Source organism: Nucisporomicrobium flavum (assembly GCF_016464385.1).
Lineage (GTDB): Bacteria > Actinomycetota > Actinomycetes > Mycobacteriales > Micromonosporaceae > Actinoplanes > Actinoplanes flavus_A.
In genome coordinates this window covers 308,617-330,215 of sequence record NZ_JADMLH010000010.1, presented here as the reverse complement: position 1 = coordinate 330,215, position 21,599 = coordinate 308,617, and the positions used below count along the sequence as shown (strand labels likewise).

Here is a 21,599-nt window from a genome sequence, read left to right as displayed (position 1 = left end):
CACCGGGGATTCATGTCCGGCCGATAGACCTGCCTCATGACCTCGATCGATCGACGCAGCCTGCTGCGCGCCGGCCTCGCCGGTGGTGTGCTGAGCGCCCTGCCCGCCGGGTCCGCGCTCGCCGGCGGACCCTGGAGCGGGTGGAGCGCCAGCCGTCCCGTCATCACCCACGGCGTGCAGAGCGGCGACGCCACCGCCTCCTCCGCCGTCGTGTGGACCCGGGCCGACCGGCCGGGCCGGATGTGGGTCGAGGTGAGCCGCCGCCCCGACCTGCGGGGTGCGCGCCGCATCCGCGGCCCGGTACTCACCCCGGACACCGACTTCACCGGCAAGGTGCGGCTGCGCGGGCTGCCGCCGGGGGAGCGCTTGTTCTTTTCCGTACGGGTGGAGAGCCTCGACCGTCCCGGCCTGCTCAGCGAGCCCGTCGACGGGCAGCTCGGCACCGCACCCACCCGGCGGCAGGACGTCTCGTTCGTCTGGACCGGTGACGTGGTCGGGCAGGGCTGGGGCATCGACCCGGCGTACGGGGGACTGAAGATCTTCGAGTCGATGCGGGCCCGGCGCCCCGGCTTCCTGCTGCACAGCGGCGACACGGTGTACGCGGACGGCCCGCTGAGCGCCCAGGTGACGCTGCCGGACGGGCGGATCTGGCGGAACCTGATGACCGAGGAGAAGTCCAAGGTCGCGGAGACGCTGACCGAGTACCGAGGGCAGTACGCGTACAACCTGCTGGACGAGGCGTACCGGGCGTTCGCCGCGGAGGTGCCGCAGGTGAACCAGTGGGACGACCACGAGGTGCTGAACAACTGGTATCCCGGGGAGATCCTCGACGACGCGCGGTACACCGAGAAGCGGGTGGACGTCCTGGCGGCTCGCGCGCATCAGGCGTACCACGAGTGGGTTCCGATTCCGTCGCAGTCGGGACCGGTTCATCGCGTGATCCCGTACGGTCCGCTTCTGGATGTTTTCGTGCTGGACATGCGCACCTTCAAGGACCCGAACGACGGCAATGTCCATGCCGACCCGAAGCGTGGGCTGCTCGGCAGTGAGCAGCGGGAATGGCTGATCCGCGGGCTGAAGGAGTCGCGGGCGACCTGGAAGGTGATCGCCAACGACCTGCCGCTCGGCGTCGTCGTGCCGGACGGGCCCGCCGCGCAGGAGGGTGTCGCGCAGGGTGACCCGGGCGCGCCGAAGGGGCGGGAGCTCGAGTTCGCGCAGGTCCTGCAGGAGGCGCACCGCGCCGGGGTGACCGGGATCGTCTTCCTCACCGCGGACGTGCACTACACGGCCGCGCACCACTACGACCCGGCGCGGGCGGCTGTGCAGGACTTCACGCCGTTCTGGGAGTTCGTCTCCGGGCCGGCGCACGCCGGGGCGTTCGGGCCGAACAAGCTCGACGCGACGTTCGGGCCGGACACCGCGTTCATCCACACCCCGCCGGTGGCGAACGCGTCGCCGGCGGAGGGGTACCAGCACTTCGGCGAGGTGCGGATCGACGGCCGCACCGGCGACTTCCGGGTCGACCTGCGCGATCGTGACGGCGTGTCGCTCTGGTCGACCACGCTGAAGGCGCCCCGTCGGCGGTAGGGAACATTTGCGGGCCGGTATCGTTGTCTCCTGCAGGCGTCGATCCGGCCATCACCGGGGAGCCTCCGGAAGAACGGACCTGTCCAGGTCTCAGTAGAACCGGGCGGCACCGGCCCGCACCCCAGCCGGCGAATGAGCGGGCGGCTCGCATGGGCCGTCAAGCGAGGTGGTACCGCGGGCCCAGGCTCGTCCTCGCAGTCCACGTGACCTGCGAGGAGAGCGAACCACCGATGGCGTATCCGCAGCACACCGACGGCGTCGTGCCCGCGAGCCCGGACCTGCCCGCGGTCGAGCGGGCCGTGCTCGAGCACTGGGCGGCCGACAAGACCTTCGAGGCCTCCGTCGACCAGCGCCCGGCCGGGCAGGACGGCAGCAACGAGTACGTCTTCTACGACGGCCCGCCGTTCGCCAACGGGCTGCCGCACTACGGCCACCTGTTCACCGGGTACGTCAAGGACGTGGTCCCGCGGTACCAGACCATGCGCGGCAAGCACGTCGAACGCCGCTTCGGGTGGGACACCCACGGGCTGCCCGCCGAGGTCGAGGCCGAGAAGCAGCTCGGCATCAGCACCAAGGCGCAGATCCTCGAGCTGGGCGTCGACAAGTTCAACGAGGCCTGCCGCACGTCGGTGCTGACCTACACCAAGGACTGGGAGCGGTACGTCACGCGCCAGGCGCGCTGGGTCGACTTCGGCAACGACTACAAGACCCTCGACCCCAGCTACATGGAGTCGGTCATGTGGGCGTTCAAGACCCTGCACGACAAGGGCCTGGTGTACGAGGGCTTCCGGGTGCTCGCGTACTGCTTCCGGTGCGAGACGCCGCTGTCGAACACCGAGACGCGCATGGACGACGTGTACCGGGACCGTACGGACCCGGCGCTGACCGTCACTTTCCGCCTGGAGACCGGCGAGGACATCGCGGTGTGGACCACCACGCCGTGGACGCTGCCGTCGAACCTCGCGCTCGCCGTCGGCCCCGACATCGAGTACGCCGTGCTGGAGAAGGACGGCCGGAAGGTCATCCTGGGGGCGGGGCGCGTCTCGGCGTACGCGAAAGAGCTCGAAGGTTTTGAGCAGGTCGGGACGGTACGCGGCAGCGAGCTGGCCGGCCGCCGGTACACGCCGATGTTCGACTTCCTCGTCGAGCGGGCCGGGCCGAACGCCTTTCAGGTGCTGGCCGCCGACTACGTGAGCGACGAGGACGGCACCGGGGTCGTGCACCAGGCGCCCGCCTTCGGTGAGGACGACCAGAACGTCTGCAACGCCGCCGGCATCCCGACCATCGTGACCGTGGACGAGCACACCCGGTTCACGGCGCTGGTCGGGCCGTGGCAGGGCGTGCAGGTCTTCGAGGCGAACAAGCCGATCATCGCCGACCTCAAGGGACGCGGGCTGGTGCTGCGGCACGAGGGGTACACGCACTCGTACCCGCACTGCTGGCGCTGCGACACCCCGCTGGTCTACAAGGCCGTGTCGTCCTGGTTCGTGGCGGTCACGACGTTCCGGGACCGGATGGTCGAGCTCAACCAGGAGATCACCTGGACGCCCGCGCACATCAAGGACGGCTCGTTCGGCAAGTGGCTGGCCAACGCCCGCGACTGGTCGATCTCGCGGAACCGCTTCTGGGGCTCGCCGATCCCGGTGTGGAAGTCCGACGACCCGACCTACCCGCGGGTCGACGTGTACGGCTCGTTCGAGGAGCTGGAGCGCGACTTCGGGGTGAAGGTCACCGACCTGCACCGCCCGTACGTCGACGAGCTGACCCGGCCCAACCCGGACGACCCGACCGGGAAGTCGACGATGCGCCGGGTGCCGGAGGTGCTCGACTGCTGGTTCGAGTCCGGGTCGATGCCGTTCGCGCAGGTGCACTACCCGTTCGAGAACAAGGACTGGTTCGAGCACCACTACCCGGGCGACTTCATCGTCGAGTACATCGGCCAGACCCGCGGCTGGTTCTACACCATGCACGTGCTGGCCACCGCGCTGTTCGACCGGCCCGCGTTCCGCAACTGCCTCAGCCACGGCATCCTGCTCGGCGAGGACGGGCGCAAGATGTCCAAGAGCCTGCGGAACTACCCCGACGTCTACAAGGTGTTCGACTCGTACGGCTCCGACGCGATGCGCTGGATGCTCATGTCGTCGCCGGTGCTGCGGGGCGGGGACATGCCCGTGACCGAGACGGCGATCCGGGATTCCGTACGGCAGGTGCTGCTTCCGCTGTGGAACGTCTGGTACTTCTTCAGCCTGTACGCGAACGCCTCGGGGCACACGGCGACGCTGCGTACCGACTCCACGCACCTGCTGGACCGGTACATCCTGGCGAAGACGAACGAGCTGGTCGCGGACGTCCAGGCGAAGATGGACGACTACGACATCTCCAGCGCCGCGGGGTCGGTGCGGGCGTACCTGGACGCGCTGACCAACTGGTACGTGCGCCGCTCCCGTGACCGGTTCTGGGAGGGCGACGCCGACGCGTTCGACACCCTCGCCACCGTGCTCGAGGTGCTGTGCCGGGTGCTCGCCCCGCTCGCGCCGCTGACCACCGAGGAGATCTGGCGCGGGCTGACCGGCGGCCGTTCGGTGCACCTGACCGACTGGCCGCAGGCCGACGCGTTCCCCGCCGATCACAAGCTCGTGGCCTCCATGGACGCGATCCGGGACGCGGCGTCGGCGGCCCTCTCGCTGCGCAAGGCCAAGGCGCTGCGGGTACGGCTGCCGCTGGCGAAGCTGACCGTCGCCACCCCGGACGCCGCGGGCCTCGAGGCGTTCAAGGACCTGCTGGCCGACGAGGTCAACGTCAAGGACGTGCTGTTCAGCGGCGACGTCAGCGCGTACTCCCGGCAGGTTCTGACCGTGGTGCCGCGGGCCCTCGGCCCGCGCCTGGGTAAGCAGGTCCAGCAGGTCATCAAGGCCGTCAAGGCCGGCGACTGGGAGCTGGTGGACGGCGCGCCGGTCGCGGCCGGCGTCGCCCTGCAGGAGGGCGAGTACGAGCTCAAGCTCGTCGCCGCCGACGCGGACAACTCGGCGCCGCTGCCCGCGGGCCGGGGCGTGGTCGTCCTGGACACCGAGGTCACCCCCGAACTGGCGGCCGGGGGCCTGGCCCGCGACGTCATCCGCGTCGTGCAGCAGGCCCGCCGCGACGCCGACCTGGACGTCTCGGACCGCATCGCGCTGACCCTGGCCGGGTCCGCGGCAGTGGAGCAGGCGGTCGACGCGCACCGCGACTTCGTGGCCGCGGAGACGCTCGCGACGTCGCTGACCTTCGGTGAGGTGGCCGGGGGCTTCGCGGGGGAGGCCGGCGAGGGCGAGACGGTGACCGTCTCGGTGACCCGCGCCGTGTGAGACACGCCTCGCCGGGCTCGGCATTTGCCGTGTTGCGCGGTAAATGCCGAGCCCGGCATCCAAGATCAACGGGTTGACGGCCCTGACGTCGGATAATGTCTCTGCGCCCCCCGCTTTTTCGCTGCACGTCCCCGCCGGAGGAACACGTTGCCGCTGCTCTACTCGATCGGCAAGGTCACAGTCGGTAACGTGATGAAGCTCGGCTGGCGGCCGCACGTCGAAGGTCTCGAGAACATCCCCGCGACCGGCGGCGCGATCCTGGCCGGCAACCACCTGTCCGTCGCCGACGAGCTGTTCCTCGGCTCCACCGTCCCGCGGCACATCGCGTTCTGGGCCAAGTCCGAATACTTCCGGGGCGGCGGCCTCCGCGGGAACGCCACCAAGTGGTTGATGGAGGGCCTCGGCGCGATCAAGGTCGAACGGGCCGGTGGCCGGGCGGCGCTCACCGCGTTCGACGGCGCGATCCCGGTGCTCAAGGCCGGCGACCTCGTCGCGATCTACCCGGAGGGCACCCGCTCCCCGGACGGGCGGCTCTACCGAGGGCGAACGGGCGTGGCGCGGCTGGCGGTGGCGGCCGGGGTGCCGATCATCCCGGTCGGCATGGCGGGTACGGACAAGGTGCAGCCCATCGGGCAGCCGTACCCGAAGCTCGGCAAGGGCAAGGTCGTCGTGAAGTTCGGCAAGCCGATCCCGGTCGCCGGGCGCCCGAACGACCGGACCGCGCTGCGTGCGCTGACCGACGAGGTCATCGCCGAGATCCAGAAGCTCACCGGCCAGGAGTACGTGCCGCGCTACGCGCCGCCGCGTGCAGCGCCCGAAGAGGCCTAGGGAGCTCTGTCGCCGCGGGCCCGTTCCTGCTCGACGAGCGCCTCGACGTCCGGGAGCCGGTCCAGGCCCTGCATCGGGCGGCGCATGCGGTGGTTGGCGCGCAACCGGCCCTCGTTGCGCTGCAGGAAAGCCCAGTAGCCCGCGGTGTACGGGCACGCGTTCTCACCCACGCGGACCTTCGGGTCGTACCGGCAGCCGCCGCAGTAGTCGCTCATCCGGTTGATGTACGCGCCGCCGGCCGTGTACGGCTTCGTGCTCATCCGGCCGGCGTCCGCGTACTGGCTCATGCCGACAACGTTCGCGGTCATGACCCACTCGTACCCGTCGACGAACGCCCGGTGGAACCAGTCGGACAGGGCGCCCGGCTTCCAGCCCCGCTGCAACGCGTAGTTGCCCAGCACCATCAGCCGCGGGATGTGGTGCACCCAGCCGCGGTCGCGGACGCCGGCCAGCACGTCGGACAGGCAGCGCGCCTCGACGGCGTCCGCGTCCAGCTCGGCGAACCAGCGCGGGATCGCGTCGTCGGCGTGCAACTCGTTCGAGGCCCGGTAGGTGGGCTCGAAGTGCCAGTACAGGTGCCAAATGAAGTCACGCCAGCCGATGATCTGCCGGACGAAGCCCTCGACGCTGCTCAGCGGCGCGGCACCCGACCGGTACGCACCCTCCGCCTTCTCGACGATCTCCAGCGGGTCCAGCAGGCCGAGGTTCAGCGGGGCGCTGAGCATGCTGTGCGCCATCCACGGGTCGCCGGCCAGCATCGCGTCCTCGTACGGCCCGAACGCGCCGAGCCGATGGGTGACGAAGTGGCGCAGCCGGGCCAGCGCCTCCCGCCGGGTCGCGGGGAACTGCCGCGGACCGTCCCGGCCGATGAACTCGACGCCGTCGTCGCGCTCCCACCGGTCGAGATCCGCGCGGACCTCGGCGTCGATGTCGTCCTCACGGATCCGCGGCGGCGGCGGGACGTCGAGCTTCTGTGCCCCGCGGGGCGGCGGCTCCCGGTTGTCCGCATCCAGGTTCCACTTGCCGCCCACCGGCTCGTCGCCGTCCATCAGCACCGCGTGCCGGCGCCGGGCGTCGCGGTAGAACTCCTCCATCCGCAGGTGCTTGCGGCCCTGCGCCCACGCCACGAAGTCCCCGGGCGCCGTGGCGAAACCGCGCGGCGGCAACAGCTCGACGTCCAGCCGCTGCACGAGCTCGCGGGCGGCCCGGGACGTCGGATGGCAGACGCTCAGCTCGTCGGGGTGCGCGCGGACGATCTCGCCGTACGTGTCCGCGCGGGCGTACTCGGCCTGGTCGCCCAGCTCGGCGGCCCGGTGCCGGAGCGCGGAGAGGATCAGGTGCGCCTTCTGCCGGTGGAAGCGGCGCCGGCGGAACACCGCCTTCGACTCGATCAGCAGCACCGGCTGCCGCGGGTGGTCGAGGAAGTGCGGGCCGAGCTGGTCGGCGAAGATCCAGCGCCTCGTCATGCCGACGTTCTACCCCTGGCTGAGCTGCGCATTCCTCCCGATCCGCGGATGCAGCAGGACGTCGCGGAAGACCCCGGTGAGCCGGGCGCTCTCGGCCGCCGACCGGCGGGTCAGCACCACGGTGGCGAGGCTGCCGCGGTCGGCCCAGGCGCAGACCACCACGGTGTCACCGCCGGACCGGCCGACGCCGCAGCGCTCGTGCACGCCGGTCTCGCCCAGGTCGTACGCCTCGACGTCCTTGATCTGATACTCGTCGGTGAGGTGGCTCAGCTCCGCCTCGACATCCGCCTCCGGGGTGAGGCGCAGGCCGGTGCTGCCGAAGATCGTGACGCGTTTGCCGTTGCCGTCGGCGTACATGCCGGCGAACACGTCACCCGACACCAGGCTCAGACCTCCGACCTGGTCGGCGAGGCGTTCCACCGCCCGCTTGCTGGCGCCGTCGTCGCGCAGGTCGAAGTCGGCGACCGAGGACGGCAGCACCGCCGAGACCGGATATTGCTGGGCGGCCGGCCAGAGGAAGTAGCCGGGTACGCCGCAGCAGCACAGGGCGCTGAGCAGGGTGAACATGAGCAGGCGCCGGCCCCAGCGGCGCTTGCGGCGCGGCGGTGGCGGCAGCGGCCGGTGTGGTCCGCCGGGCTGCGGTGGCCGGTGCGGGCCGGCGGCCTGCGGTGGGCGCCAGGCGGGTGGGGGCGGCGGGGCCTGCTTGTGCCGCTTCCGGCCCTTCGCCGGCGGCGGCGGGAGTGGGCGGGCGCGTTCGGCGTAGGCGGCCGGGAGAGCGGGGCCCGGTGGTGCCCACGCCGGCGGGGGCGCGGGGCTGGGCTGGGCCTTCTCCGCGCCCGGGTTCGTGCGGCGCTTGCGGAGCCAGCCGCGGCGCTCCGAAGGCGGGGCGCTGGATGCGGGGCCTGCGGCCGCGGCCGGTGGGGGTGCGGGGGCCGGGCTCGCCGGGGGTTCGACCCTGGTCGGGGGTAGCGGGCTCTCCATGCGGGTCGGCGGCAGCTCCGCGCGGGGGGCGTCGATGCGGGTGGGTGGCAGCGCCTCCGGGAACGGCTCCATGACGTCGAGCGGGGTGTCGTGATCGGCCCACGGGTCCACAGGCGGGGTCGCCGACCAGTCCTCACTGTCCGCCCACGGGTCCACCGCCGGAATGTCCTGCTGCGGCCGGCGGCGGGACCAGCGCGACTTCTTCGGCGTGGGTGGCGGCACAGCCGCGGATCCGCTCCAGCGTTCCGGCACGTCTTCGGCCACCGCAGTGGGCGGCTCGGCGGCCGTATGTGGTTCCGCGGCGGTGGGTGGCTCGGCGGCGGTGGGTGGCTCCGCGGCGGTGGGTGGCTCGGGCGTGCGGCCGGCCGGGTCGATGCGGGTCGGGTCCGGGGTGCCGCCCGGGGCCGCGGCGTCCGGGTGGTGGTCGGATTCGCCCGCCGCCGGATCACCCGGCTGCTGGTCGGTCATCCGTCGATCTCCTCCCGCTCTGCTCAGGGCCCCGTAGCGCCAGGTTAGAAGCGTCCCGCCACCTCGCCCGGCGCGAGATCGTTCCGGGGAACGGACACGGGGGGTGATGTGGCCGACGGTACGGAGTCGTATGGTGACCCCGTGGTGACCCGTACATGAGCACGATTCAGCGACACGCCATCACCATCAGCGGGAAGCCGGACGGGCAGCCGATGCTGTTCGCCCACGGCTACGGCTGCGACCAGAACATGTGGCGGTTCGTGGCACCCGAGTTCACCGGCACGCACCGGGTGGTGCTGTTCGACCACGTCGGCGCCGGGCGGTCGGATCTGCGGGCGTACGACGACCGGCGCTACGCGACGCTCGACGGGTACGCGTCCGACGTGCTGGAGATCATCCACGACCTCGACCTGCACGACGTCATCTTCGTCGGGCACTCGGTGAGCTCCATGATCGGTGTGCTCGCCGCCGCGCGGGAACCCGACCGCTTCGCCAAGCTCATCCTCGTCGGCCCCTCGCCCCGGTACATCGACACGGCGGACTACGTCGGCGGCTTCCGTACCAGCGACATCGAGTCGATGCTCGAGTCCCTGGACAGCAACTACCTGGGCTGGTCCAGCGCGATGGCGCCGGTCATCATGGGCAATCCCGACCGCCCGGAGCTCGGCCAGGAGCTGACCAACAGCTTCTGCGCCACCGACCCCGAGATCGCCAAGAAGTTCGCGCGCGTGACGTTCCTGTCCGACAACCGCGGGGACCTCGCAAAAGTGCGTACGCCCGCATTGATCCTGCAGTGCACCGACGACGTCATCGCGCCCGCCGCGGTGGGCGACTATGTGCACGCGCACCTGAAGGGGAGCACACTGGTGGCCATGAATGCGACCGGGCACTGCCCGAACCTCAGCGCCCCGGCCGAGACCGTGGCCGCCATCAAGGCGTACGTCTGAGATTCATGACGGAGAACGGCGGTGGTGGGCCGGACGTGACGCAGGACCTGCGGGTGCCCTGGGAGGAGGAGCCCGGGGACCTCTACGAGAACGCGCCGTGCGGCTACCTGACGACCCTGCCGGACGGCACGATCGTCCGGGTCAACAGGACGTTCCTGGCCTGGTCCGGCTACGACCGCGCCGAGCTGGTCGGCCGGCGGCGGTTCCGTGACCTGCTCGGCGCCGGCGACCGGATCTTCTACGAGACGCACTACGCGCCGCTGCTGGCCATGCAGGACGGCGTCCACGAGCTGGCGCTGGAGCTGATCTGTGCGGACGGCACCCAGCTGCCCATCCTGGTCAACGCGGCGCTCGGCCGCGACCCCGCCGGCCTGCCGCGGGTGGTGCGGACCATGATCTTCAAAGCCACCGACCGCCGGCAGTACGAGCGGGAGCTGCTCACCGCCCGGCGGGCGGCCGAGGCGTCCGAGAAGCGCGTCCGCGCGCTGCAGCAGGTCGTCGCCGACCTGGCCGCCGCGCCCACGGCCGCCGAGGTCGCCGAGGCGGTGATCGGGGCGCCCGCCGCGGCGTTCGGCGCCGCGGGCAGCAGCGTGTGGCTCGTCGACGCCGACAGCGACCAGCTCATCGCGCTGGCCGGCAGCCGGCCCGAGGCCATCGAGTACCCCGACATCCCGCTCGGCTCGCCGAACCCGGTCGCCGAGGTCGCCCGCCGCGGCGACCTGCACGTCTTCGGCTCGATCGCGGAGGCGGAGGAACACTTCCCGGTACTCGGGGAGGCCATGCGCCCGGCCGGATACCGGACGGCGGTGATGCTTCCGCTCACGGCCGGCCTCGCGGGTGAGGCGATCGGCGCCGAGGTGCTCGGCGTGCTCTGCTTCGGCTTCACCGAGGAGCGCGAGCTCAGCGACAGCGAGCTGCGCGTCGTCCGGCTCCTGGGCCATCAGGTCGGGCAGGCGCTGGACCGTGCCCGCCTCTACGACGCCGCCCGCCGCCGCGAGGCGCGCGCCACGTTCCTCGCCGAGACCACCCGCTCCCTCGAGGAGTTGCAGCGGCTCATGCCCCGGGCCCGGCGCCTGGCCGAGCGGCTGGTCCCCGAGATCGCCGAGTGGGCCGCCGTACGCCTGCAGATCGGCCCGGCCGGCCTGGTCGCCGACGCCGGCGGTCCCGAGCCCGACCCGGACCGGCTCGCGGAGCGGACCGCCCTGGTCGTGGCCAACGGCAAGGCCGAGTTCGCCGAGCCCGGCGCCGGCCTCGACTGCGCCGTGCTGCCGCTGAGCGTGGGCGGCAAGGTGCTGGGCACCCTCGCGCTGCGGTCGGCCGCGGGCCGGCGTACCGCCGAGGAGACCGCCTTCCTCACCGACCTGGCCGACCGCGCCGCGCTCGCGCTGGAGAACGCCCGGCTCTACGAGCAGGAACGGGCCATCGCCCGGACGCTGCAGCGCAGCCTGCTCGCCGGCGACGTGCCGAGCGACCCGCGTTTCGCCGTCGAGACCCACTACCAGGCGGCCGCCCACGATCTCGAGGTCGGCGGTGACTGGTTCGACGCGTTCCTGATCACCCCGGACAAGCTGGCCGTGGTCGTCGGCGACGTGGTCGGGCGGGGCATCGACGCGGCCACCACCATGGGCCAGCTGCGCAGCGCGATCCGCGCCCTCGCCTCGGCGGAGGCCGGCCCGGCCCGGCTGCTGGAACGCCTGGACCGGTTCGTCGAACGGGTCGAGTCGGCGCGCATGGCCACAGTCGCGTACGCCGAGGTCGACCTGAGCACCCGCGAGATGACGTACGCCTGCGCGGGGCATCTGCCGCCGCTGCTCGCCGAGCCGGGTGGCTCCCCGCGCTACCTGCTCGACGGCCGTTCCGGTGCGCTCGGCTCGCACGCCGGGCGCCGGACGCGCATCGAGCACCGTACGCCGCTGGCGGCCGGCACCAGGGTGCTGCTCTACACCGACGGGCTGATCGAGCGCCGGAACCGCCGTATCGACGCCGGCTTCGAGATGCTGGCCCGGGCGTACGCGGGCCGGCGCGACGCCCCGCTGCCCGGCCTCACCGCCGGCCTGGCGCAGAGCCTTGTCGGCCGCGAGCACGGCGACGACGTCTGCCTGCTCTGCCTGGCGATCGGCACCGAGGACCGGCTGGAGCGCTCCATCGGCGCCGACCCGGTGCAGATAGCGCTGCTCCGCAAGGATCTGCGCGGCTGGCTCCTGTCGCACGGCCTCGACGAGGAGTGCACCCAGGCGGTGCTGCTGGCCGGCTCGGAGGCGGTCGCGAACGCCATCGAGCACGGCTACCGCAACGACCCGTTCGGCATCGTCGACGTCACCGCGACGATCTCCGAGGAGGCCGTCGAGATCCGCGTGACCGATCGCGGCGACTGGCAGGCGGCGGGCGCCGACCTGTCCCGCGGGCGCGGCCTGCAACTGATCCACCAGGTGATGGACGACGTGACATTCGACCGTACGGACGGCACGACAGTGACCATGCGGCGTTCCCGCGGAGAGGCGCGATGACCGACCAGTGGGTGACCTTCGCGAAGGTTGGCGACGCCGCGGTGGTCCGCCTCACGGGTGAGATCGACCTGGCGAACGCCCCGGCGATCGGCCGCGAGATCGTGCGGCACACCGGCCGGGCCGGCGCGGTGCTCATCGACCTGACCGCCGTCTCGTTCCTGGACAGCGCGGGCGTGCGGCTGCTCGACTCGCTCGTGGGTGACCTGGATCGCAACGGCACCCCGATCCGGCTGGTGGTGGGCGAGTCGGGGCCGGCCCGGATGACGCTTCAGCTGTGCGCGTTCCGAGATGATCTTCTGGCCACGAACCTGCGCCAGGCCGCGGAAGAGGTGAACCGCTAGCCCGCGTACGCTGGATGCCCATGAGCGAGCAACGCGAGCGAATCAGTCAACTCAGTGCGCTCGTGCCTCATGGCGCGGGGGAGCGAAGCGAGGCCGTGGCATGAGTATCGCTTCGGTCTTTCCTCAGCTCGAGCAGTTGCTGCCCCGGGTCAGTAAGCCGATCCAGTACGTGGGCGGCGAGCTCGGCGCCGTCGTCAAGGACTGGGACGCGACCACCGTGCGCTGGGCGCTGATGTACCCGGACGCGTACGAGGTGGGCCTGCCCAACCAGGGCGTGCAGATCCTGTACGAGGTGCTCAACGAGCAGCCCGACGTGCTGGCCGAGCGGACGTACGCGGTCTGGCCGGACCTCGAGGCGCTGATGAAGGAGCGGGGCGTCCCGCAGTTCACGGTCGACGCGCACCGCCCGGTGAAGGCGTTCGACGTGCTCGGCATCTCGTTCGCGACCGAGCTCGGCTACACCAACATGCTCTCCGCCCTGGACCTGGCCGGCATCCCGCTGGACGCCGCCGACCGGGGCGACGACGACCCGATCGTGCTCGCCGGCGGGCACGCGTCCTTCAACCCGGAGCCGATCGCCGACTTCATCGACGCCGCGGTGCTCGGCGACGGCGAGGAGGCGGTCCTCGAGATCACCGGCATCATCCGGGAGTGGAAGGCCGAGGGCTGCCCCGGTGGTCGTGAGGAGCTGCTGCTGCGCCTCGCGCGTACGGAGAGCATCTACGTGCCGCGCTTCTACGACGTCGACTACCTGCCGGACGGCCGGATCCAGCGCGTCGTGCCGAACCGTCCGGACGTGCCGTTCCGGGTGGCCAAGCGCACGACCATGGACCTGGACGCCTGGCCGTACCCGAAGAAGCCGCTGGTTCCGCTCGCCGAGACGGTCCACGAGCGGTACGCCGTGGAGATCTTCCGCGGCTGCACCCGGGGCTGCCGGTTCTGCCAGGCCGGCATGATCACCCGCCCGGTACGCGAGCGGTCGATCACCACCGTGGGGCAGATGGTGAAGGAGGGCCTGGAGTTCTCCGGCTTCTCCGAGGTCGGCCTGCTCTCGCTGTCCAGCGCCGACCACTCCGAGATCGGCGACATGTGCTCGGGCCTGGCCCAGCAGTACGCCGACACCAACGTCTCGCTGTCGCTGCCGTCCACCCGGGTCGACGCCTTCAACATCGACCTGGCGCAGGAGCTGTCCCGCAACGGTCGGCGCACCGGCCTCACGTTCGCGCCCGAGGGCGGCTCCGAGCGGATCCGCAAGGTCATCAACAAGATGGTGACCAAGGAGGACCTGATCCGGACGGTCGTCACCGCGTACTCGAACGGGTGGCGGCAGGTGAAGCTGTACTTCATGTGCGGCCTGCCCACCGAGACCGACGAGGACGTGCTCGAGATCGCGCACATGGCGCACGAGGTGATCCGGGCCGGCCGGGCCGCCGCGGGTACCAAGGACATCCGCTGCACGGTCTCGATCGGCGGGTTCGTGCCGAAGCCGCACACCCCGTTCCAGTGGGCCGCCATGGAGCGCCCGGAGGTCATCGACAACCGGCTCCGGCTGCTCAAGCAGGAGATCAACAGCGACCGGTCGCTGGGCCGGGCGATCGGCTACCGCTACCACGACGGCGAGCCGTCACTGATCGAGGGCCTGCTCTCCCGCGGCGACCGCCGGGTCGGCAAGGTCATCCGGCGCGTCTGGGACAAAGGCGGGCGTTTCGACGGCTGGTCCGAGCACTTCTCGTACACCCGCTGGGTCGAGGCCTGCGCCGAGGTGCTCCCCGGCTTCGGCGTCGACCTCGACTGGTACACGACCCGCGAGCGTGACCAGCTCGAGGTGCTGCCCTGGGACCACCTGGACTCGGGTCTGGACAAGGACTGGCTCTGGCAGGACTGGCAGGACTCGCTCGGCGAGTACGAGCAGGACGACTGCCGCTGGACCCCGTGCTTCGACTGCGGCGTGTGCCCGGCGATGGACACCGAGATCCAGATCGGCCCCACCGGCAAGAAGCTGCTGCCCCTGACCCCCGTGAACAGTCTGCGAGTACCCGTCTAGCCATGGCCAAGAACCAGCCCGTCGGCGGTCAGGCGCCCGTCGTCCAGCGGATCCGCCTGCGCTACGCGAAGCGCGGCCCGCTGCGTTTCACCTCGCACCGCGACTTCGCGCGAGCCTTCGAGCGGGCCCTGCGGCGTGCCGCGGTCCCGATCGCGTTCTCCCAGGGCTTCACCCCGCACCCCAAGATCTCGTACGCGAGTGCCGCGCCGACCGGCGTCGGGAGCGAGGCGGAGTACCTGGAGATCGGGCTGCAGGCCGAGGTGGACCCGCAGCAGCTGCGCGTGGCGCTGGACGCGGCGCTCTCCCCGGGCCTGGACGTCCTTGACGCCGTGGTGGCGCGCGAGGGCAGCCTGGCCGACCGGATCGACGCGTCCCGGTGGCTGATCGAGCTTCCCGAGGTCGAGCCCGCGGTGGCGGCCGAGGCCGTCCGGGCGTTCCTCGCGGCCGAGGAAGTGCTGGTCGAGCGCATGACGAAGCAGGGACGGCGCTCGTTCGACGCCCGAAATGCAGTTGCGTTCTTCGCTGTGACCGAGCAGTCTGGCGCACCTTCCGGGGCCGGGGCGGCACGGTGTGCGATAATCGACCTTGTCGTGCGGCAGGTCACGCCCGCCGTACGGCCCGATGACGTCTTGTCCGGCCTGCATGTGGTGGCCGGCCTGGAGCCGCCGGTGCCCCCACGGGTGACCCGGCTGGCCCAGGGTTCGCTCACCCCGCAGGGGGAGATCGTCGATCCGTTGGACGCGGATCGCGAGGACGCACCCATCGGAGGGCGTTGACCGGTTCGGCCGGCGCCCGCGTTGGCAGACTTCGGAAGCCCGTCCGACGGCCGGGACCGAAAAACTTGCGGCGACCCTGCGTGGCAGCGCTCACCCGCGCCCGGGGCCGCCAGAACTGGAGAGCGCCCGATGCTCGATAACGAGCCACAGGGCGGTGAACGGGACGAGGCAACGCCTCCCACCGTTGAAGCCGCCGAGACCGCTGCACCCGCGCGCCGCACCCGCGCCCCGCGTCGCAAGGCCACGCCGCCGGCTGTGCCGGTGGACGCGCCCGGCGCGGAGCCCGGCGCCGCCGACGAGGCGGCCAACGCCGGCGACGCCGTCGCCGCGGCGGAGACCGCTGCGACACCCCCGGTGAAGGCCACCCGGAGCCGGGCGCGCAAGAAGGCCGCCCCGGCTGCTGCGGAGGCCCTGGCGGAGGAGCCCGCCGCCGTTGCGGAGAGCCTGCTCAGCGATGCCGAGCCGGTCGCGCCCGTGAAGGCCACCCGGAGCCGGGCGCGCAAGAAGGCCGCGCCGGCCGCCGCGCCCGCCGAGCCGCCGGCCGCATCCCTGGACGAGACGCCGGCCGTGTCCACGTCGGCCGTGTCCACGCCGGTCCCGGTTCCCGCTGTCGAGGAGCCGGTCGTCGAGGACGAGGACGAGACCGCTCAGGACGCTGCTGCCGGCGTACCCGTCATCGGGGTGTTGCCGCTCGACGACGACTTCGTCGAGGAGGAGCCGAAGCCGCGCCGTGGCCGGAAGGCCGCCTTGCCGCCCGCCGTGCTGTTCATGCCGCCGGACCCGGAGGCCGAGCCCGCGCCGACGACCCGCCGCACCCGGCGCGGAGCCGCCGCTTCCGCAGTCGAGCCGGTCGCCGAGACCACCGAGGCCGTCGCCGAGCTCGTGGCTCCCGACGCTGCGGAGGAGCCCGCCGAGGGCGTCCGCAAGAGCCGGCGTCGCCGCCGGGGTGGCGCCGCGGCCGAGGCCGAGGAGACGACCGCCGTCGAGGCCGTCGAGGCTCCCGTGCTCGAGGAGACCGACGAGACCGCGGACGACATCGAGGACGGCGCCGACGAGGACGATGACGACGAGGACAGCGCCGGCCGCCGCCGGCGTCGCCGGGGACGCCGGGGACGCGGGCGCGGCAAGGGCCCGTCCGACGAGGCCGACGAGGATGACGGCGCCGCCGAGCAGCCCGAGGACGCCGCCGAGGCCGAGGGTGACGAGGACGACGCCGAGGAGGGCGACGGGGTCACCCGCCGCCGCCGGCGCCGGCGCCGCAAGGGTTCGGGCGACGCCGAGTCCGGCGGGGTCGAGGACGGCGTGCACACGGTCGTGCGGGTGCGCGAGCCGCGCCGCAGCGACGAGGTGCAGGGCGTCTCCGGCTCCACGCGCCTGGAGGCGAAGCGGCAGCGCCGCCGGGACGGCCGCGAGCAGCGCCGGACCCGCCCGCCGATCCTGAGCGAGTCGGAGTTCCTGGCCCGCCGCGAGGCCGTCGACCGGGTCATGGTCGTCCGGCAGAAGCCCGACCGGACGCAGATCGCCGTGCTCGAGGACGGCGTCCTGGTCGAGCACTACGTGTCCCGGTCCACCTCCGGCACCATGGTCGGCAACGTGTACCTCGGCAAGGTGCAGAACGTGCTGCCGAGCATGGAGGCCGCGTTCGTCGACGTCGGCCGGGGGCGTAACGCCGTCCTCTACGCCGGCGAGGTCAACTGGGACGCCACCGGGCTCGAGGGGCGGGCACGCTCGATCGAGCAGGCGCTGCGCTCCGGCGACTCCGTGCTGGTCCAGGTCACCAAGGACCCGATCGGGCACAAGGGCGCACGGCTGAGCAGCCACATCGCGCTCTCCGGCCGGCACCTGGTGTACGTACCGAACGGGAACGCCTCCGGCATCAGCCGCAAGCTGCCCGACAACGAGCGCAAGCGGCTGCGTGACGTGCTGAAGAAGCTGGTCCCGGACGGCGCCGGCGTGATCGTGCGCACGGCGGCCGAGGGCGCCAGCGAGGACGAGCTGGCCCGCGACGTCAAGCGGCTGCAGGCGCAGTGGGAGGAGATCCAGGCGAAGGCGGCCGAGGGTGCCGCGCCGCGCCCGCTCTCCGAGGAGCCCGACCTGGTCATCCGCGTCGTCCGCGACCTCTTCAACGAGGACTTCCGCGAGCTGATCGTGCAGGGCGACCAGGCGTACGGCGAGCTGGAGAACTACCTGAACTCCGTCTCGCCCGACCTGGTCGAGCGGATGCACCGCTACACCGGCGGGGGCGACGTGTTCGCGGACAAGCGCATCGACGAGCAGATCCTCAAGGGCCTGGACCGCAAGGTGTTCCTGCCCTCGGGCGGCCACCTGGTCTTCGACCGTACCGAGGCGATGACCGTCGTCGACGTGAACACCGGCAAGTACACGGGCGCCGGCGGCAACCTCGAGGAGACGGTCACCCGCAACAACCTCGAGGCGGCCGAGGAGATCGTCCGGCAGCTGCGGCTGCGCGACATCGGCGGCATCGTGGTGATCGACTTCATCGACATGGTGCTGGAGAGCAACCGCGAGCTGGTGCTGCGGCGGCTCACCGAGTGCCTGGGCCGGGACCGGACGAAGCACCAGGTCACCGAGATCACCTCGCTGGGACTCGTGCAGATGACCCGCAAGCGCATCGGCGCCGGGCTGCTCGAGGCGTTCAGCGAGACCTGCGAACACTGCAAGGGCCGCGGCGTGATCATCCACACCGAGCCGGTGCCGGAGAAGCGGTCGGCCGGTACGGGCGCGGGCACCCAGGTGAAGGCTGTCGCGGCGGCTGCGCGGACGGAGGCCCCGGCTCAGCCCGCCAAGTCGCGGCGCCGTCGCGGCGGTGGCGGCGAGCAGGCCCCCGTCGAGCCCGAGGTCGTGGCGGCCGAGGAGCCGATCGCGGAGCAGCCGGTCACCGCGCACGCGGTGGCCGAGGACCCGGCGGCCGAGACGGCGGGGCTGCCCCCGGCCGGCTCGGGGATCGTCGCGGCCGGCTCGGGTGTGATCAGTCCCGCGCCGAAGGTCTCCTCGGACGACGATGACGACGACTACGACATCAGCGGCTACGACCTGTCGCGGTACGAGGCCGACGGCACGGAGCCGCTGCAGTTGACGGGCGCGGACGACCCGGACGCGGCCGACGACGACGAGGACGACGACGGGTCGGTCGGTGCGGGCACCGGCGGACGGCGTCGCTCGCGGCGCGGTGGCGCACGGCGGCGTACCCGGCCCTGAGAAGTGTGGTTTTCCGGGCGGTCCTGGCAGAACGTGCTGCTGGGGCCGCCCGCTCCATGTCGGATGATCTATGTCGGCTAGTCTCGTGATCCCCTCGCTCATCCCCTGTAGGAGCATCATGCGACGCGTTCTGTGCGCGGCGGTCCTGAGCAGCGCCCTGCTGCTCGGCGCCTGCTCGACCGACAAGTCCGCCGACACCCCGGCCGCGGCGACGCCGGCGGCTTCCGTCCCGGCGGGCACGCCCACGTCCGGCGGGAGCAGCGCACCGGCACCCCGCTCGTCGGCGGCCGGCAAGGGTGACGCGGCGCTCAAGGGCAACACGAAGGCGATCTGCGACCAGGCCGCGAAGACCGGCGGTGACGCCGCGAAGAACTTCGCCCAGGACCTCAAGCTGCTGATCGACGCCGAGTCGGCGCAGGACAAGGCCGCGGTCGCCGCCGCCAAGGCGAAGACCACCCGGGACGTGGAGAACTACTCCTTCGCCCTGGGCGACATGGCGAAGCTGGCTTCGGAGCCGCAGCTGAAGAAGGCCCTGGGCGCGATGAGCAAGCAGGTGTCGGCGCTCAAGGGCGACGTGCGCAAGCTCGACGCCGAGAAGCTGGACGGCCTGCAGGAGACGCTGTCGAAGGCCTGCGGGACCGACTGACGCTCCCCGGTTTGGGAAGCGGCAGTCTCATGAAGTACTCTTTCTGACGGCGCATTTTCGTGGCGCCATGTTCCCGTGCGTGACGCAGTGACTGCCTGACAGTAGTTGGTCGTGACAGTGAGCTGCGGGGCCGGGACCGAGTTTCATCCGCCAAGCAGCGATCTTCGCTGCGTAAGTCTCAGGGAGTCCGCGTCCCATGTACGCGATCGTCAAGACCGGCGGCAAGCAGTACAAGGTTGCCGAGGGCGACGTGATCGAGGTCGAGAAGCTCGCGGGTGTGCCCGGCGACTCGCTGACGCTCGCCGCGGTCCTCCTCGTCGACGGTGACAACCTGGTGACCGATGCGGCCAAGCTTGCCAACGTGACGGTGTCCGGCGAGATCGCCGAGCACACCAAGGGTCCGAAGATCCGGATCCACAAGTTCAAGAACAAGACCGGCTACCACAAGCGCCAGGGTCACCGTCAGCCGCTGACCCGCGTCAAGGTGACCGGCATCTCCAGCGGGAAGTAGGGACGAACCGCCATGGCTCACAAAAAGGGTGCATCCAGCTCTCGGAACGGCCGTGACTCCGCCGCCCAGCGGCTCGGTGTCAAGCGGTTCGGCGGCCAGCTGGTGAACGCAGGCGAGATCATCGTCCGGCAGCGCGGCACGAAGTTCCACCCGGGCGACCTGGTCGGCCGCGGTGGCGACGACACGCTGTTCGCGCTCGCCGCGGGCAACGTGCTCTTCGGTCACAAGCGTGGCCGCAAGACCATCAGCATCGTGCCGGTCGCGGCTCCGGCCTCGGCAGAGTAAGACCCGGCCGCCGCGGCGGCCGACAGCATCGCAGCGGGTCGTGGACCTTACGGGGTCCGCGGCCCGCTGGCGTTTCCCCGGCGGGAAGCCGGGCGACCCTGCGGGCGTTGCCACAAGGGTCTGTTTCGTACCTCGAGGAGTTGGCAAGGTGGCTACGTTCGTCGACCGGGTCGTGCTGCACCTGCAGGCAGGTGACGGCGGCCACGGCTGTGTCTCGGTGCGCCGGGAGAAGTTCAAGCCCCTGGGCGGGCCCGACGGCGGCGACGGCGGCCACGGCGGCAGCATCACGCTCGTCGTCGACCCGCAGCAGCACACGCTGCTCGACTTCCACTTCCGCCCGCACGTCAAGGCGCAGAACGGCACCGGCGGCATGGGCGCCAACCGGGACGGCGCGAACGGCGCGAACCTCGTCCTGAAGGTGCCCAACGGCACGGTCGTGCAGACCCCCGAGGGCGAGGTCCTCGCCGACCTCGTCGGGGAGGGCACCACCTTCGACGTGGCCCGCGGCGGCCGGGGCGGACGCGGCAACGCGTCGCTGGCCAACACCCGGCGCAAGGTGCCCGGCTTCGCCGAGCTGGGCGAGCCCGGCGACCGCTTCGACGTGGTCCTGGAGCTCAAGAGCGTCGCCGAGGTGGGGCTGGTGGGCTTCCCGTCGGCCGGCAAGTCCTCGCTGATCTCGGTCATCTCCGCGGCGAAGCCGAAGATCGCCGACTACCCGTTCACCACGCTGGTGCCGAACCTGGGCGTCGTGCAGGCCGGTGAGGAGACCTTCACGGTCGCCGACGTGCCCGGCCTGATCCCGGGCGCGGCCACCGGCAAGGGGCTGGGCCTGGAGTTCCTGCGGCACATCGAGCGCACCTCCGTGCTGGTCCACGTCCTCGACGCGGCGGCGCCCGAGATCGAACGCGACCCGATCGCCGACCTGGACGCCATCGAGGCGGAGCTGGCCGCGTACGGGGGGCTCGAGGAGCGGCCGCGCATGGTGGTGCTCAACAAGATCGACATCCCGGACGGGCGGGACCTGGCCGAGATGGTCCGCCCCGACCTGGAGGCCCGCGGCTACCGCGTCTTCGAGGTGAGCGCGATCACCCGCGAAGGGCTCAAGGAGTTCACCTACGCGCTGGCCGAGGCCGTCGCCGCGCACCGCCTGGCCACCCCGGTCATCGAGCCCACGCGTACGGTGGTCCGCCCCCGCGCCGTGGACGAGAAGGGCTTCACGATCGAGCAGGACGCCGACGGCGTGTACGTCGTCCGGGGCGTCCAGGTCGAGCGCTGGATCCGCCAGACGAACTTCGACAACGACGAGGCCGTCGGCTACCTGTCCGACCGGCTCGAGCGTGTCGGGGTCGAGGCGGCGCTGGCGAAGAAGGGCGCCAAGGCCGGCGACCCGGTGCGCATCGCCGAGCAGGAGTTCGACTGGCAGCCCAACGCCGGCGAGTTCGTCTCCGGCCCGCGCGGCACGGACGCCCGCCTCGAGGAGGCCACGGGCCGCGCCTCGGCCGCGGAACGCCTGGCCGCCCGCAAGTCGCGCCGCATCCGCTCGGACGACGAGCTGCTGCACATGTCCGAGGACGGCACGGTGTCGACGGTCTCGATGGCGGCCAAGCCCGTTCTCGTCACGGACGACGACGACCTGGACGACGAGTGAT

15 protein-coding genes are annotated in these 21,599 nt (G+C 71.9%); 13 read left to right on the top strand and 2 right to left on the bottom strand.

The annotated features are described in order from the left end of the window. Positions 1-36 precede the first annotated feature (36 nt). The 3 genes from IT780_RS24770 (at position 37) to IT780_RS24760 (ending at position 5,759) form a co-directional block, all read left to right on the top strand. Positions 37-1,587: an alkaline phosphatase D family protein gene (locus tag IT780_RS24770; RefSeq protein ID WP_199514035.1), complete on the top strand. Its 1,551-nt coding sequence runs from the start codon at positions 37-39 to the stop codon at positions 1,585-1,587. Positions 1,588-1,817: 230 nt separating this feature from the next. Continuing rightward, complete coding sequence (gene ileS, locus IT780_RS24765) at positions 1,818-4,931, top strand: isoleucine--tRNA ligase (protein ID WP_199514034.1); 3,114 nt, start codon at positions 1,818-1,820, stop codon at positions 4,929-4,931. 147 nt (positions 4,932-5,078) lie between these two features. After that, the gene (locus tag IT780_RS24760) at positions 5,079-5,759 is read left to right on the top strand and encodes a lysophospholipid acyltransferase family protein (protein WP_199514033.1); all 681 of its coding nucleotides are present in this window, start codon (positions 5,079-5,081) and stop codon (positions 5,757-5,759) included. On the opposite strand, the gene IT780_RS24755 is transcribed toward IT780_RS24760, so the two are convergent. Both IT780_RS24755 and IT780_RS24750 read right to left on the bottom strand, forming a co-directional pair. Beyond that, positions 5,756-7,225: a cryptochrome/photolyase family protein gene (locus IT780_RS24755; protein WP_199514032.1), complete on the bottom strand. Its 1,470-nt coding sequence runs from the start codon at positions 7,223-7,225 to the stop codon at positions 5,756-5,758. The genes IT780_RS24760 and IT780_RS24755 overlap by 4 nt on opposite strands. A gap of 9 nt (positions 7,226-7,234) precedes the next feature. After that, positions 7,235-8,674, bottom strand: a complete 1,440-nt coding sequence (locus tag IT780_RS24750; RefSeq protein WP_199514031.1) for a hypothetical protein — start codon at positions 8,672-8,674, stop codon at positions 7,235-7,237. A 155-nt stretch (positions 8,675-8,829) separates the two neighbouring features. On the opposite strand from IT780_RS24750, the gene IT780_RS24745 reads away from it, so the two are divergent. From IT780_RS24745 to obgE, 10 genes are all read left to right on the top strand, one after another. Further along, the gene (locus tag IT780_RS24745) at positions 8,830-9,621 is read left to right on the top strand and encodes an alpha/beta fold hydrolase (RefSeq protein ID WP_199514030.1); all 792 of its coding nucleotides are present in this window, start codon (positions 8,830-8,832) and stop codon (positions 9,619-9,621) included. A 5-nt stretch (positions 9,622-9,626) separates the two neighbouring features. After that, positions 9,627-12,128, top strand: a complete 2,502-nt coding sequence (locus IT780_RS24740; protein WP_199514029.1) for a SpoIIE family protein phosphatase — start codon at positions 9,627-9,629, stop codon at positions 12,126-12,128. Further along, on the top strand, positions 12,125-12,469 hold the full coding sequence (locus IT780_RS24735; protein WP_199514028.1) for an STAS domain-containing protein: 345 nt from the start codon (positions 12,125-12,127) through the stop codon (positions 12,467-12,469). Before IT780_RS24740 ends, IT780_RS24735 begins: the two co-directional genes overlap by 4 nt. 100 nt (positions 12,470-12,569) lie before the next feature. Further along, positions 12,570-14,513, top strand: a complete 1,944-nt coding sequence (locus IT780_RS24730) for a TIGR03960 family B12-binding radical SAM protein (RefSeq protein WP_199514027.1) — start codon at positions 12,570-12,572, stop codon at positions 14,511-14,513. A gap of 2 nt (positions 14,514-14,515) precedes the next feature. Then, a complete protein-coding gene (locus IT780_RS24725; RefSeq protein ID WP_267910129.1) occupies positions 14,516-15,289 on the top strand; it encodes a TIGR03936 family radical SAM-associated protein in 774 nt (257 codons plus the stop codon). Positions 15,290-15,418: 129 nt separating this feature from the next. Continuing rightward, entirely contained in the window at positions 15,419-18,508 is a 3,090-nt protein-coding gene (locus tag IT780_RS24720; protein ID WP_199514026.1) for an Rne/Rng family ribonuclease, read from the top strand. A gap of 118 nt (positions 18,509-18,626) precedes the next feature. Next, complete coding sequence (locus IT780_RS24715) at positions 18,627-19,154, top strand: hypothetical protein (protein ID WP_199514025.1); 528 nt, start codon at positions 18,627-18,629, stop codon at positions 19,152-19,154. A gap of 196 nt (positions 19,155-19,350) precedes the next feature. Then, positions 19,351-19,665, top strand: a complete 315-nt coding sequence (gene rplU / locus IT780_RS24710; RefSeq protein WP_015619590.1) for a 50S ribosomal protein L21 — start codon at positions 19,351-19,353, stop codon at positions 19,663-19,665. 12 nt (positions 19,666-19,677) lie between these two features. Further along, positions 19,678-19,950 (top strand): 50S ribosomal protein L27, encoded by a 273-nt coding sequence (rpmA, locus tag IT780_RS24705; protein WP_199514024.1) that lies wholly within the window; start codon positions 19,678-19,680, stop codon positions 19,948-19,950. A 148-nt stretch (positions 19,951-20,098) separates the two neighbouring features. Next, complete coding sequence (gene obgE / locus IT780_RS24700; RefSeq protein WP_199514023.1) at positions 20,099-21,598, top strand: GTPase ObgE; 1,500 nt, start codon at positions 20,099-20,101, stop codon at positions 21,596-21,598. The last annotated feature ends 1 nt before the right edge of the window (position 21,599 follow it).